The sequence below is a fragment of the Bacillus sp. M13(2017) genome (assembly GCF_002218325.1).
GTDB classification, from domain to species: Bacteria; Bacillota; Bacilli; order Bacillales; family Bacillaceae_G; genus Bacillus_A; species Bacillus_A thuringiensis_K.
Window position 1 is genome coordinate 65196 of record NZ_KZ268507.1, and the last position, 14517, is coordinate 79712.

Sequence of the window (14517 nt, forward strand, 5' to 3'; positions counted from 1 at the left end):
TAAGTATATAGATCCTAGTTCTCTAATATCTATGGTTGTGTTAGTTATTTAAAATTGATATAAATTTGCTTTGTCTAAAGCAAAAAACAAGAGGCTTCTTACAATTAAGAAGCTTCTTGTCTTTTTTATAAATCTATTTATTTAGAATACTTTCATGGATATTTTATTATAAGCTAAGTAGTTTAAGGTTTCTTGTCCCTAGTTCAAAAAGTTTAGACTTTCATGTCTCTTTTCTGGGACATGAAAGTACCTACAAAATTCATAAAAGTAGCTACTTCACCCTGCTTGTTAATGCGATTTTAGTTTAGAGATTCATGTCCTTCTACAACAAGGACATGAACATGGATACTTTTTAGACAAGAAAGTGGATACTTCTGTTTTTATTATTGTTTTTGGACAAGAAAACAAGTATTAAACGAATCTTCTTTATTGGTAATTAGATATTTTACGTTATTAATTAGTATCCAGTTTCATTTCCTTCTGCATAAAAACATGTTTTACGATAAAGAAAAAGAATCCATTTTGAAAAAAGATTAATCAAAATAGATTCTCGTGTTAGTCATATAAAATTATTTATTATACAAGGGTTTAATCTAAGACTCCCCCAAAAACGTCTTAAATCAATATTTCATTAAATTTAACGAAGGTTTTTAATTTAAACTTCATTTTAAAGCTATAACTATATTTGTGGCCACCCTTATAGTACTATTCTATTGTAATGCTCCAATCTCCATCTGCTTTTACTCCAAAACTATACATCCCTGAATCTTTGAAAACGTGAGAAGAAGAACCTTCATAAGAACCAATTTTATTCACTAATAAATTCTGATCATTCACTTTAATAATAAAGTTTCTTGAACCTGTATGCTTTAACTTAACAATATGATTTCCGCTTGGGATATTAATGAATACTACATCATCACCATGCCCGTTAATTGTCCCTGGAACCGATTCTGATACAAGTGGTGTTTCTTGCGTTATTGCTACATTCCAATCGCCACTCGATTTCACTTCTAAATAATATTCTCCACTAGCCGGAATTGTAGTTGATACTTTTCCTTTATAGCTACCAATTGTATTTACTAATAATCCAGCGTCATTGCCACTAGCATTTTTTAAATGTACAATAAAGTTTCTTGAACCTGTATTATTAAAATCAAAAAATGCCAAACCTGACTTTAGATTGACTTTATTTGTGACAGAATCACCAGATCCTTCTAATTTTTGTTTGTTATTTTCGTATGCTTCTTTTAGTTTTTTATCAGCTTCTTCTTTAGCAATTCTTTTTTCTTCGTTCATTCTATTTTCTTCTTCTTTAATGAAATTTCCTAAAGAAGCTTCGTCAGTTAATGTTTCTACTTTAGTAACTTCTTTTGCATTTAATACCACTACTACAATTTGCCCATCTTTAGTATCAAATGAGTATAATCCGGCTGGATTGTAATTGTTATAGTTTCGAACTTTTATCTTACTGTCTTCTTTTTTTTCTTCAAATTCCTTTATACTCATCCCGATAGTAAACATTGATTTAATTTCTTCCGTACTATACTGTTTGTGAGTAGGTTCTCTAGATTCTTCTTTTGTATCTACTTTCCCCACATCTACAGCAGGTTTCTTTTGACTTGTAACATTTCTATCGCTACTTTCAACACTTGTACTATATGGAATTACAATGTCTAGTATGGTATATGTGGTAAATGCAATAAGAACCACAATGAAAGTTTTTAATTTTCCCGACTGTTTTTTTACAAATTGTATAATTAGTTTTACTGTAGCGCATGCTCCAATAATAAACGTTATTGCGGCAAATCCACCTCTTACTCCAATAGAAAATCCAGATACCATTAAAGCAAGACCGAATGGTATAGCAGCAATTTTAAGCCATATGATAGCTGGTTTTTTTCTTAGTTTCTGTATTAGTGAGTATACTAATAAACCGATTGAAGCAAATACTAAAATTGTTATTAAAATGTCCATACTATTAAATTCTCTCCCTACAATAATTAACTTAGTAAATATTAATACTCCATTTATTATAATAATCTTATATACCGTAATAAGGAAGTCGTGATATTTTTTTATGAAATAAAAATAGGAATTCTATTTAGATAAATATATTTTTAACAATAAAAGAAATAACTGTACAAGAACATGAAAATTGATACTTTTTAGACAAAAAAGTATATCCTTCATGATCGTCTTTTGTTACTTATGTAGAATTAAATTTTAGTTGAACTTCACATTTAATTAGGTTTTTCTGAGAACCAAAAAAGAGAGCATGGCTCTCTTTTTATACTATTTACTATTTAGTTTTGTTTCAAATTCAGTTAAATGAGTTGAAGCGTTATTAAACTTTTGTTCGGAAATTTTAATGGATTTTCTTGCTTCTTTCATTCTGTCTTCCATTGGAGCTAAACCTCGTATTCCTTCCAATATAGCATTTGCTGCATTTCCTCTATAATTTGCCGCAGCACCAAACTCTTCTCTAAATTTATTTATTTTCTCTTTTAAAGTTGGGTCATTTATTTTATCAGAGGAATTAAAGTTAATATTCTTATTTGACAATTCCCTGTATTTAGTAGATACAAGCTCCATCTGTTCTTGTAAAGTATTTTGGTTTATAGTTGCCAAAGTTTCCCCCTCTTTGTTGAAAATTGATTTTACTTCTTGATTCCATATATCATTAAACTCTTTTATCATGGAATCAATTTTAGGTTTAATTTCATTTTTGTATGTAACATCATCCGTATTTGAAGAAGTTTGAGGCTGTTCTTGTTTAGTTGTAGTTCCTCCATAATGTTGATCTATATTGAATCGAATTTTATATTTTTGTGTCTTCGCAATTGTTATTTCAGGACTTTGTTTATTTATTTCAAAAGTGAAATCAACCCATTGTATAGATTCTAAATCTTTTGTTCCGTAATCATTAAATACAATTTTATTATCCTGTGTATCATCTATTTTTTTAGTAGGATTTATAAAATTTTGTTTAATAAATGTGGATGGTTCAAATAGTTCGCCCTGATCAGTAGTAGCACGCATCCTATTAAAGCTAAAAGAGAAAGTAGAATTTGTTGTATTTTCAATTGTAAATGCAATTCGGAGGGAACCCACGTCTTTTCCATTTGAAGTCCTTTCTTTATTAGTTAAAGATAGTTGGTTCATATAAACTTTAAGCCCATCAAAGTTATCTTCGAATTTCGCATTATCATAAATTATGAAATGCTCATTATTTGTACCATTAGGACTATATTTATATGGACCTGCATTAATAGTTGTATATATTTCTTTTACTGGTACATCTTCTTTTGTATCTTTTTTCTGTTTATCATTTGTTTTTTGTGTGTTCTCTTGCTTTAATTTTTCCGCTTTGCTAGCAGTATCATTAGATTCACACGCTGTCATCCCCATAAATAAAGTACTACATGTTAAAGCTACTAATAATTTCTTATTCAAAATTCAATTCCTCCAAATATTCAAATGTAATGTTTATTATAACAAATTTAGTTACCTGTATTGCTATTTTTAAAAAGTATTCACTTTGGTGTCTTAGTTTAAAAAAGTACCCATTTTCTTGTCTTGATGTGAGGACAAGAAAATGGGTACTAAATGAACTGTATCCGTTAATAATTCAGCATTTTATACTATAAAATTAGTTGCTACTTTCATGTCTTTTTACAATTATGCAACTAGTATTTTCCCATACATTTTGTAATTCGTAAAACTTTATTAAACCAAATATCATAGTTTAAGCTCGAAATCCCCTGTATCTTTATTAAGAATAGTAAACCCGTTTTTTTCATAAAGCGCCATTAATCTGGAAGGACACATATTCGGATCAGAAATATTTAAAGGTCTTGCAGCACCAGATATTTTTTTTACTTGTAAGTCGTTTCCCAATTCTAAAATAAAACGAAGTATCCAAGTACCAATCCCCATATTTCGCTTACTATTTTCTAGTATTTCAATAGTACAAATGCGGAGCTCTTCTGAATCCCCATAATATCCAATCATAAACTCTGCTATCTTCTCGTTCTTAGTATGTATTTCATACCTTAAATAAGTAAGTAAGTCATAGGATCCATTTTGTTCAATTAATACTTCTCTTATTTTCCCTTTAAATAAATCTTGTGTCTTTAATGGAATTTCAGAGGATTCTACCTTTTTTTGTAGTGAATTAGTAAATTTAGCTAAGGAATGCATGCTCTCTAATTTCGCTAATGATTCATTGCTTGCTAATAGCCAGTATTTCGTATTATTAATAATCCCTTTTTTAATAGTTGTATAAATGCACTTAGATTCATCTAGATGAATCTTGTTTTCTTTTAATCCATTTAATTCAGAAGTTAAAGACAAAGTTTCTTTTTCAAGATTTTTAGTTCGGTTTATTTTATTAAAAAAGATGTCTATCCCTCCTTTTTTATTAAACTCAAATGAAGCAAGCCTATATCTCGATGAAGAAATAATTTTAGGATATGTTTACTTTATGGTAAGCACATATAAACCTTATAAATCGTTTATTTTATAATCCATTTCTTTTATTTCTTTATTAATATCTTTCGGCACAGTAGTAAAACATACTGATATATTTCTATTTCCTATAATTTTGTTAGCATAAGGCAAGAGTTTTTGTGTTTTTGCGTAATTTTCTAGACTACGTTTCTCCCCTCTTTTATCATTATCCCTAAAACTGAGAAAATAAATTTTTTCATGTTCATTATCTTTGCTTGTAGGATATGAGTATGAGCAAGCCCTTCTATCCAGGTTGTCTTGACTAGCTTTTGTTGGTATGGCAGCATTTAAGGCTTTAAAAAAGTGCCATGGATGAAAATCCCCATGTTTTGACTGTTCAATTTCTAAAAAAATTTTAAGTTCATTGTACAAATTATTATCAAGTTTTAGTGGCAATTCAAATGATTCAAATTTCTCCGTTTTTTTATGTTTTAGTGGTAATTCTATATACTCTCTGGTCCCTTTCTTAAATAATCCTAATATATATTCTTTGTCTGAGGATTCATTGTACTTCTTTTTCTTTAAATCTATGTAATCATATTTAAATATGGCGCATATTTGCAGATCATTTTTGTACTGAATTCCATTTATAACTTGGTAATCAAGCTGCTGTTTTAACATTGAATGTGACAATGAAAAAAGTCTCGTTAGGTTAATTGTTTTTGACATATAATAAGCCCCTTTAATTACTTACATTTCACATTTGGTTAGTATATTGCTAATCCATTTGGTAGTAAATTATTTATTGATGGAATGCTTGACCTATATTCTTCTGCTGCTGAAAGTTTTTTTACATTTTCTAATTCTTCTAAACTCTCAACCCCTAATAATTTTTTTATTTCATTAAAGTGCTCTCTTGATTTTAATCTTTGAAGTATAGGTAATATAGGATCTGAAAACTGGAAATAAGCATATGTTACAGGGTACCACCGTTTACTATATTCTTGCTTCTTTCCTAATAATCGTTGAATATCTTTTATGCAATATAATATACAGTCGGCTTCTATTAGATTCTCCCATGAGTATCCAGAAGAAAAAGATTGCTCTTTGATTAAATCAGCATGTACACTTGTGCGGTTTAATTTCAGTCTACTATTTCGAGTGTCTATTAGGCTATGTAAATAAAAATAGAAAAAGCCATAACTACCATCTAGTAATTCATCGTAATTATTATTTTTTACAAAATATCTATGCTTACAAATTGCATTAAGCTTGTCATACATTTTTCTAGAAATTAATATTGTTGTAGTATATAGAAACAGCTCATGGATAAAATATCTATAATGTTCAAATTCAACAGGTCCTGTTGTTCCATATGGACCAGCATAAACATACAGAATTTCAAAAAAATCGGTTAGTACCTTAGTATCAAATAATGTATGATCGCTACATAATAACTCTACAAATTTTATATAGTTGTTTCTCAAGGGAATCATTTCATGAATTAGATTATAAATTTGCTCATCATATGGTGCTGTTAATTCCATTATTCTATATGTTTCTAAATCCTCTAAAAAAGCTCTTTTATAGTCATGAGATAAGGATGCTATTCTTCCAGGTCGGTGAATAATAGCATCCTGCATAGAGGATAAAATTCCATCTACCCTAAATCTCGTTTTTTTTTCCTCAAATAAATAGCTTGGGGCCGTTCCTAATTCTGGTTTTCGTAATAGTGGCTTGTTATATAATAAACGAAGTAATTCTTCAAATCCCTTTTCAAAATTCCTATCTAAATCAATATAAATTAAACCATTCATGTGAACAGGTATATACTCTGTATCTAATTCTTCTCTTTCTAGAATGATAGGAATAAACTTTTCTTGTCGCACTTTATTATATATATGAGGTCCTATTATTTGTGTTTCTGTACCGACCCCGCCAGTATAAGCAGCAGCTTTATCAGCATATATTTTGTTGCATAAGACTAATACTTTATCAATTGTAGGATCTGTTACCATACTTTCCATAAAAGCAAATAGACTATTACCAGGATTTAAATCCCAAAAATCTGCCACAACATCAATACCACTTTCCCTTAGACGCTGTGCAAATTTAAAGACCTTTTCTTGATAATCTTCGGATGTCCAAGCATATGATATAAATATTTTTGGTGTTCTTGGATTAGAACGTATCTTATTTTCCATATGGATATTCACTCCTTAATTTAATGTATTTATACGTAATTCACACATACCCCCTCTTCAAATCGTAACACATTTAGATATTCATATTAATAAATTTGAACGTCGTTAATTGAAATTTCGAAAACATATAATCAATAGCTTTAAGATTACAAGTCGAACTACACTTAATTTTTTGGGAATTATTTAAAAACCTGAAAATATGTGCCTTAAATAAGAGTGTATTCCCAGGTTTTCACTTTAAATGATATACGACTATTATTTTTAGTGGGTAATGCTTAATCTGCCGTCTTCGAAAATCAAAATTGATTGGTATGATTCTATGAATCCTTCAGTTTCTGGGTCTCCAGCGTCTATAAGACGTGTATTATGCTTTTCCATATAATTTTGCATTTCATTAAATTTCTTCTTATCTACGATATACATGTAGGAATATACTTGTTCACCATCTATCCTGAAAGGTTCAGAAAGTTGGAATGCATCTCCATACTTTTCTTTAAAATAATTTCTTGCTTCTTCGTGGCTTTTAAAATCAGGAATTTCTGCTTCTTCTTCACGACTAATCCATAGCTTTAATGGCATTTTATTCACCTCAGTCTAGTTATTTTTAGAAATTTATCTAATGTATCGCATAGTATCATTATAGGTTATTGTTCTAGTAATTCCTATAATGATTATGAATATTCTGTTTTTTGTTAATTGTAATTTTATATAAATCGTTTTTTTCTCGAACAACACCTGCAGATACAAACTACATAACTATTACTATATTTCTGCTTATGTATATGCTGTACTCTTCAAGCAAAGATAAAAGCCCTCCTAATTAAAGAAGGGCTTTCGTCTTTCATATAAGTGAATCCGATTTTATGATTTAAAGAATGAATGTCGTCTGTTATACCCCTATAACGCTGACTGTTCAGAGCATGATCTGACTTTATTATGTTTAATTTCATTCTTCTAATATCTTACTAGCTGTGCTTAGTGTCTTCATTGTGATAATCCCTCCAGTTGTCGTTTCATCTCATCAGCGTTCTCTTCATTGCGCTTCTGAAGTTCCTTCCGTTCCTTTTCTTGTTTATGATTGTCGAGACGTTCCTGGCGGTTCTTATACTTTAGAGCATCTTCTTCAGTTTTCTTCTTGTCATCTACTTTCTTCTGTTCTTGCTTCTTTAGAAACTTCTCCCGGCGTTCTTCCCGTTGTTTGTTAAGTTCTTTCAACTCTTCAGAGTTTAAGTCCTTCTCAAGAATTTTTTTAGCCTTCTCATAGCTATCTGCTTGCTTTTCGGTCATTTCCTCTTTCGTGATAGCTCCATGCTGATAATCTACATAAATGCTTCTCTCCTTGTAAGGTACTTTTGAGTAATCCATTTTAGAATTCATTGATACTTTCGGATCAACTTCCTTTTCTTTCGGGATTCCGCAAGCTCCTACTCCTATTGATAAGGCTAGGGTAAAAGCGATAGTTTTCTTGTTGAGTTTCATTGTGATTTTCTCCTTAGATAGTCAATTTTTAAAGGTAATAATACCATTATATTATGAATAAGCAATAAAGATAAATACATATCGTGCCTTCCGGAACCACACCTGCAGGTACATAATACATAACTATTACTACATTTCCGCTCATGAATATGCTGTACTCTTCAAGCAAAGATAAAAGCCCTCCTAATTAAAGAAGGGCTTTTATCTTTCATATAAGTGAATCCGATTTTATGATTTTAAAAATGAACGTCGTCTGTTATACCCCTATAACGCTGACATTATTATTATACTAATGTATATAATGGAAATCAATATTATAGTAATTGGTAGATTCCCCCTGCTGCCCTTCTTTTTAATAACAACAATATCATAAAAATTATATTTAAATATATATAGTTTTAAAGTTTTAATTATTATATACTTATACAAATGATTTAGCTCTTTCTAAAAGTTGAAATTATATTATATATAAGGAGTGGTTTGAATGAAAAACAAATTTATGCGTATGATCATGTTAATGGTGGTAATGACATTATCAATTTCAGCACTTGCAGCATGTGGAGATAATCGTGATCCTGAAGAAGTTGCTACAGCTTATTTTGAAGATGCAAAAGATGGAAATGCAAAAGATTTTGGAGAGTTATTTACTCCAGAAGCAAAAAAAATAGTTGGTTTTATTGGCGGAAATGCAGAATTAATGAAATCAATTAATGAAGATCTTAAAAGCTATAAGATTAGAAAAGTTAAAGAGAAAAATGAAATCGCTACAGTAACTGTTGATGCTGTGTATAAAAAAGATTCTAAAAACGATTATAAAAAAGTAATCGAAATTGAATTAGAGAAAACTGACGAAGGTTGGAAAATTAGTAAATCATAAAAAAACGGTCTAGAATTCTAGGCCGTTTTTTAGTACTCTCAATCTTCTTCATCTTCGAAATCACGTAGACTAGCAAGCAATTCTGTAAATGTTGAGCAAACAGGATATATTGCTTCCTCTATGTTTTCCTCCTCATGCTCCCAAAATACTACTGTTGGTGATTCAGGATTGCTACGGTAATCAAAACACAGATGATTCCCAAATGAATCCTTACCAAAGGGATATACTTTATTTGCTAATCTATCTTTTATATCATCATAAACTTGAATGATTGAATTTCTACTTTCTAAATCAAAAGTTAAAAGCTTACTAAATACATTCTCATCCTGTCCAGGTACATCAAATATTTTTGGTCTTGGATAACCACTATCATATTTTTTTACACATTCTACAAAATCCATAGGGAACTTAATATTGAAATATTGTTCTACTTTCTGAATGTTTTCATCTGTAATTTCTTTTTTATTTACTCCAATCCAAGTAACGTTGCTCATATATACTCCTCCTTACTTATCGCTGTCTTTTCCCCCAATTTTATATCCACCAGTGTGACCTGTTTTCCTATACGTTTCATAGTCAACAAGTTGCATTCGTCCTGCTTCTTGATGATGATGCCATGTATAATTTTCTGGTACCTCGCCTAGCTTAAATAACTCTATTTCTTCTTCTGTGAATTTTGCAGCTAACTTAGGGTCCTTCATTATTTGTTCGTATAATGCTTTACTACATATTCTATCATGTGTTGGTCTAGATTTTTTAAAATCAGCTTCTTTTAATTTAACTTCAGAAACAGCTTTAAAAATAGGGAAACCATCTAAATCATACCGAATGCCTGTAACAGGATGTTTGTCCCCCGCTAACTCACCCATTCTTAACCGTATTGTTTTCGGGCCATTTGGACCTTCATAAGTATATGGAGCTGCTTTCCGCAAATACTTTTGAATACTTCCGACTCCCTCATATTTCCAAACGTTGACCAAAAAATAAAAATATGGTATGTTTACTTTAGATTAGTTATATATTGAATGCATATTCAGTATATATAAAGTATAGTACTTAACTGAATTGCATAAACTAAAAAAGACGAGATGCTGTCAACATCCCGTCTCATAACTGCTACTGTCAAGGTGGCTGTTATTATGCATTATCTTTTTCTTTTAGACCCACGCTTGTACTTTGGTCGGTGAAGCGCGGGTTTTTTGTTGTCTTTTTTTTCGAATTGCTTTTTCAGTGCGTATGCTGAAACCTCACGCACAATTGCTCTTGCAATTTCTTTTAAAAGTTCAAACAAAAATTCCATGTTATATCATCCCCTTTCCTTCCAAATGGAAAGAAGGGATAATAACAAGCCCACCTTCACACGATATACAGTTATACTTCTATTTTACCATACTTCAACACCCTAAAATAGAAAATCTGTCCAATTTTAGTTTGTATATAATCTTTTAGTTAAAGAGTTTTATAAGATTTTAGTTTACTATAATCTAAATATGTATACTATATTTCTTGGATTTTTCATAATTGATCTTAGTTTCATATGCTATTTTTTGAGAATATAAATTTGAAATAAAACTAATATATTTTTTGATGTATTCCGCGATGTATATCTGCCCAAATTCTCTAGCTTACTCATAGGCCCAATAAGTTCCATATGAAGTCTTTATATTTATTATCCTGGTATCATTACCTCTCATATCTTTCTTTTCACTTTTTTCATTTTAAATAAAACGCCCTTGTAATTATTAATTGCCCTTTCCTCTATTTTCTAATTTATATATATTAACCCTTTTTTTGTAATTACAGTGATTTTTTAAGGAATGCACCCGAAAAACGACCCCTCAAAATCGTCTGTAATCGTTTTTCGGTCATTAGGTAATGCAATTACACTTGAAAGTTAAAAGTTTAATTAAAAATAAAGATAGACCCCTTATAACGTTTTTTCGTTTTTTAGGGATCTATTCTCTCTGGGATTTCTATTCTTCTATGTCTTCTTTTACTTCTGCAGATAAAATGTCTTCAGCAAACTTCTTGTAGCCATTATATCCTTTCTTTTCAGCCTTTTTCTTTATTGCTTCTAACACCTTTTCATCAAGGTATAGACTTAAATGCTGCTTTTTTTCTTTCGATTCCTCTTTTGATTTGTTTTCAATTCTTTCTTTGAAAATTTCCAAATCCTTTTTTAAGTACAACCGTTCAGTAGATTTCCCTTTAGCAATCTCTTTAAAAGGCAATATCCCATCTTTAGCTGCATTATGAACGTATGTCTTAGATTTATTTAGAAATTCAGCAGCTTCTTTTAATGTTAAACAATCTTTGTATAATTCCTCTAGCTTTTTTACATCCTCCTTCTCAAAGCAATATCCCCCATCTGCTTTCCAGGTATCTAGATTGATAGGTTCGATGTGTTTATACTTAATTAAATAACCTAATTGATTTTTTGTTAAACCTACCCGATCGCATACCTCTTCTAAAGATAAATAGTCCATTTCTCACCTCATCCGAAACTTTCATTCTAGCTGTTCTTTAAATTTTCTTAGTTGATATTTTGTTAAACCTGTTTCTTTTACTACATCTGTGATTGAGTACTCCTTATACTGAAGATACTTAAATGGATTTTCCATATAACGTTCTCGTACCTTATTAAATGTACTCTTTTTCGACAAAGAATTCAATTCCTCTCCTTTCTCTCGGATGGAATCGAAAATGGGACAACCTTTACAATGTTTGTAGTTTCTCTGTTTTGCCTGTTCTTGCTCATCTGTACAATTCACTGATAGGTTGTTCAGAGGGCAAATTGAACAATGGGTATCTTCTAAATTATGGATTTCTTGTAAAATTTTCAGACGAAGATGAGTCAAAAAAATCTCCTCCTACCGCATTTGGATTGAAATGTACAAAAAAATCAATTAAACATTTCCATTATACATCATCTAAACAGAAACGTTAAATTATAAAGAAAATAAATCTATTTAATCATTTCATTCTATACCACAATAAATAATCTTTTATTTATTGTGGTATAATTAGAATCATAAAAACTTATTTAAAAATATTTGTTTAATATTTCATTCTACAAAAGGTTGTGTTTATATTTGAATATTATAAATTACGAACATAATAACCAAATTGTAAAATCAAAATCAGATTTTTTTGATAGCAGTCATTTTGAAAACATTATGGGTTTTGGTATCCGTAATATTGACTACTCCCAATTAAGTGAAGAATCATTGGTTTATTTATTTTTACACGATGAGCCTTCTTTAACGAAAAAAAGAAGTGAGCGAACCAAACAACAGTATCTGCACGATCTTTCTCATTTTCTTCGTTACATAAAAGAAACAATTGGCACCATTCAAGAGTTATCTCATAATGAGATGGAAATCTATTTCTATGAATTAAGCAAAAAATATGCTTCCACTACATTACGTAAAAAGAAAACAGTAGTTCAGCAGTTTTTAAAATATGTGTATGATAACAACGGACTCTCAGACAACTTTAGTAGTCGCCTTAAAAAAGTATCCGTAAAAAAAGAAGAGCTAGTCAATCGTGACCTTTATCCAGAAGAAGTTACACAGATACTAGATGAACTGAAAAAATCCAACTATTTTGTTTACACTGCATTTTTCCTGTTAACTACAACAGGACTACGAATCGAAGAAATCGCAACTGCAAAATGGGCAGACTTGGTCTTTCATTCATCTTTAAATGCCTATCTACTTCGTGTTGTTGGTAAAGGAAATAAAATTAGGGAAGTTCGTATCTTTGAAGATACATTGGATGCGATATGTCATGTTCGACGTTTACGTAAACAAACAACAGAACTGGATGCATCGAGTTCCTCTGCCTTTCTCCCTAAAGCTGATGGATCAAATTATCGAGCGGACTATCTATCTTCTCTCGTAGCAAAAAAAATAGAAGAAACAAATTTAGCTTTTCTGCGTTACCGACAGGATAGAATTACTCCTCACACCTGTAGGCATTTCATGGCTAATTACTTAATGGAAAAGGGTGTTGAACTTAAAAAAATAAGGGACTATTTAGGGCATGAATCTATCATGACTACAGAACGTTATTTAAGAGAACGTACAAGACGTCAAAACTTGGCCACAATAGATATAGGAAATTCATTATTTTAGTAAGTATATATAATAGGAAGAAACTCGATTGATGTATCGTTTGACTTCCTATTTTTCTGCTCATAGAACGCTAAATATTTCTCTTTCATCATAACATTTAAACTAATTATTACAAGTTTTTTTAAATTATGACTTATTATTAGTCATAGGGACACAATTTTCCTTTTCTGTTTTAAACTAACGTTATAAATCAGAAAGGAATAGATAAAGATATGTCCCATTTAAGCAAACGACTTGCTGAATTGCGAAAAAAACGAGGATATACGCAAGCCGATATATCACATTGCCTAAACATCGCCCGTACTACTTATGCAAATTGGGAATATGGAAAAGCTGATCCTGATGCAGATTCGATAATGAGGATTGCAGAGCTACACAATATCTCCATAGATGAATTGTTCGGAAGAAATAATCCTCTAGAAAGTAAATTAGAATCCATTAAAGTAGCATTAGCAGATATACCTGCTGAAAAGCAACAAGAAGCGCTAGATGTTCTTATTGATTATACATATTTCATTAAGAAGCACTTTCTATCATAAGGTAAAAAAATTAAGTTTGAAATTCATGAAAAGGTATGTGTTTGGATTATCCATCCATACCTTTTTGATATTTGTGAATAATAAACTCTACATTACGATCTAAATACTCTGAATTGTTAAAACTAAATACATCAGTAGCAACTAATGTCTTATTTAATGCATCAAACTTATTATACTAACAAGCCTATATAGTATAATTACATCTTTATAATGCCAAAGATCTTTTTCTTCTTTTGTCTGCATAACTCATATTAACAATTAATTTTGTATTGCTTGGAAAAATAAACAGCCATACAGTGCATTAAACTCAAAAACAAGAACGTTTGTTCTTATTATATTCCTACTTAACTTAAATAATCAAGTCGTTTCACGAAAATACGTTCGTTTTCTAAAATGGAATTATGTATTTTTCTTGAATTTATATTTATATATAGGGAATAATGGATGTTTTTGTGCTAAAATGAATGTGATATGAAATATTGCTGATATTTTTGCCATTGTAAAAGTAGTGTTTTTAGAATCATGTTGGTTTAAGTCAAAGAAGAATATTCTTATTTAACTAATTGTTGCTGGATTTCCTTAATTAAAAGTTCAGCCCCTTCTGGACTAAGAACAATTTTACCATGTGCTAATGATATATTTTTTTCTGAAATATCACCAGTTATTGCACAAGCATCATAAGATTTATATTTTTGTAAAATAATCTTCTCATCTTCTACAAATATTTCTATAGGATCTTTTTCTGCAATTCCTAACGTTGTTCTTAACTCTTTCGGAAGAACAATTCGCCCTAATTCATCTACTTTTCTTGTAACACCTGTTGATTTCAT

At 30.2% G+C, this 14517-nt stretch carries 15 protein-coding genes and 1 pseudogene; 3 read left to right on the top strand and 13 right to left on the bottom strand.

Translation table 11 applies throughout. The features are described from left to right. Nucleotides 1–705 precede the first annotated feature (705 nt). From CGQ22_RS18615 to CGQ22_RS18645, 7 genes are all read right to left on the bottom strand, one after another. Nucleotides 706–1977, bottom strand: a complete 1272-nt coding sequence (locus CGQ22_RS18615; RefSeq protein ID WP_089149101.1) for an O-antigen ligase family protein — start codon at nucleotides 1975–1977, stop codon at nucleotides 706–708. Between the two features lie 318 nt (nucleotides 1978–2295). Beyond that, nucleotides 2296–3456 (bottom strand): ribonuclease, encoded by a 1161-nt coding sequence (locus tag CGQ22_RS18620; RefSeq protein ID WP_089149102.1) that lies wholly within the window; start codon nucleotides 3454–3456, stop codon nucleotides 2296–2298. A 285-nt stretch (nucleotides 3457–3741) separates the two neighbouring features. After that, a complete protein-coding gene (locus CGQ22_RS18625) occupies nucleotides 3742–4356 on the bottom strand; it encodes a GNAT family protein (RefSeq protein WP_089149103.1) in 615 nt (204 codons plus the stop codon). A gap of 150 nt (nucleotides 4357–4506) precedes the next feature. After that, nucleotides 4507–5181: a DUF6037 family protein gene (locus tag CGQ22_RS18630; protein WP_089149104.1), complete on the bottom strand. Its 675-nt coding sequence runs from the start codon at nucleotides 5179–5181 to the stop codon at nucleotides 4507–4509. A gap of 38 nt (nucleotides 5182–5219) precedes the next feature. Next, on the bottom strand, nucleotides 5220–6656 hold the full coding sequence (locus tag CGQ22_RS18635) for a toll/interleukin-1 receptor domain-containing protein (RefSeq protein WP_089149105.1): 1437 nt from the start codon (nucleotides 6654–6656) through the stop codon (nucleotides 5220–5222). A 261-nt stretch (nucleotides 6657–6917) separates the two neighbouring features. Continuing rightward, entirely contained in the window at nucleotides 6918–7235 is a 318-nt protein-coding gene (locus CGQ22_RS18640) for a hypothetical protein (protein ID WP_089149106.1), read from the bottom strand. A gap of 405 nt (nucleotides 7236–7640) precedes the next feature. Next, complete coding sequence (locus CGQ22_RS18645; protein WP_089149107.1) at nucleotides 7641–8135, bottom strand: DNA ligase; 495 nt, start codon at nucleotides 8133–8135, stop codon at nucleotides 7641–7643. A 484-nt stretch (nucleotides 8136–8619) separates the two neighbouring features. Between CGQ22_RS18645 and CGQ22_RS18650 the strand changes: the two genes are divergently transcribed. Then, nucleotides 8620–9012, top strand: a complete 393-nt coding sequence (locus CGQ22_RS18650) for a nuclear transport factor 2 family protein (protein WP_089149108.1) — start codon at nucleotides 8620–8622, stop codon at nucleotides 9010–9012. 38 nt (nucleotides 9013–9050) lie between these two features. Here CGQ22_RS18650 and CGQ22_RS18655 read toward each other — a convergent pair whose 3' ends face one another. The 5 genes and pseudogenes from CGQ22_RS18655 to CGQ22_RS18670 all read right to left on the bottom strand — a co-directional run bounded on the left by CGQ22_RS18655 (nucleotide 9051) and on the right by CGQ22_RS18670 (nucleotide 11870). Continuing rightward, a complete protein-coding gene (locus CGQ22_RS18655; RefSeq protein ID WP_089149109.1) occupies nucleotides 9051–9506 on the bottom strand; it encodes an SMI1/KNR4 family protein in 456 nt (151 codons plus the stop codon). 12 nt (nucleotides 9507–9518) lie between these two features. Beyond that, nucleotides 9519–9986: pseudogene (locus CGQ22_RS18660) on the bottom strand (HNH endonuclease); the annotation flags it as partial. A gap of 170 nt (nucleotides 9987–10156) precedes the next feature. Further along, nucleotides 10157–10312: a hypothetical protein gene (locus CGQ22_RS32045; protein ID WP_175423383.1), complete on the bottom strand. Its 156-nt coding sequence runs from the start codon at nucleotides 10310–10312 to the stop codon at nucleotides 10157–10159. Between the two features lie 673 nt (nucleotides 10313–10985). Next, nucleotides 10986–11498 (bottom strand): helix-turn-helix domain-containing protein, encoded by a 513-nt coding sequence (locus tag CGQ22_RS18665; protein ID WP_089149111.1) that lies wholly within the window; start codon nucleotides 11496–11498, stop codon nucleotides 10986–10988. Between the two features lie 21 nt (nucleotides 11499–11519). Then, nucleotides 11520–11870, bottom strand: coding sequence for a zinc-finger domain-containing protein (locus CGQ22_RS18670; protein WP_089149112.1), 351 nt, complete (start codon nucleotides 11868–11870; stop codon nucleotides 11520–11522). 234 nt (nucleotides 11871–12104) lie between these two features. Between CGQ22_RS18670 and CGQ22_RS18675 the strand changes: the two genes are divergently transcribed. Further along, nucleotides 12105–13148 (top strand): tyrosine-type recombinase/integrase, encoded by a 1044-nt coding sequence (locus CGQ22_RS18675; RefSeq protein WP_001021538.1) that lies wholly within the window; start codon nucleotides 12105–12107, stop codon nucleotides 13146–13148. A 212-nt stretch (nucleotides 13149–13360) separates the two neighbouring features. After that, a complete protein-coding gene (locus tag CGQ22_RS18680) occupies nucleotides 13361–13687 on the top strand; it encodes a helix-turn-helix transcriptional regulator (protein ID WP_000019021.1) in 327 nt (108 codons plus the stop codon). A gap of 551 nt (nucleotides 13688–14238) precedes the next feature. Here the strand turns inward: CGQ22_RS18680 and CGQ22_RS18685 are convergent. Then, entirely contained in the window at nucleotides 14239–14517 is a 279-nt protein-coding gene (locus CGQ22_RS18685; RefSeq protein ID WP_000843058.1) for an AbrB/MazE/SpoVT family DNA-binding domain-containing protein, read from the bottom strand.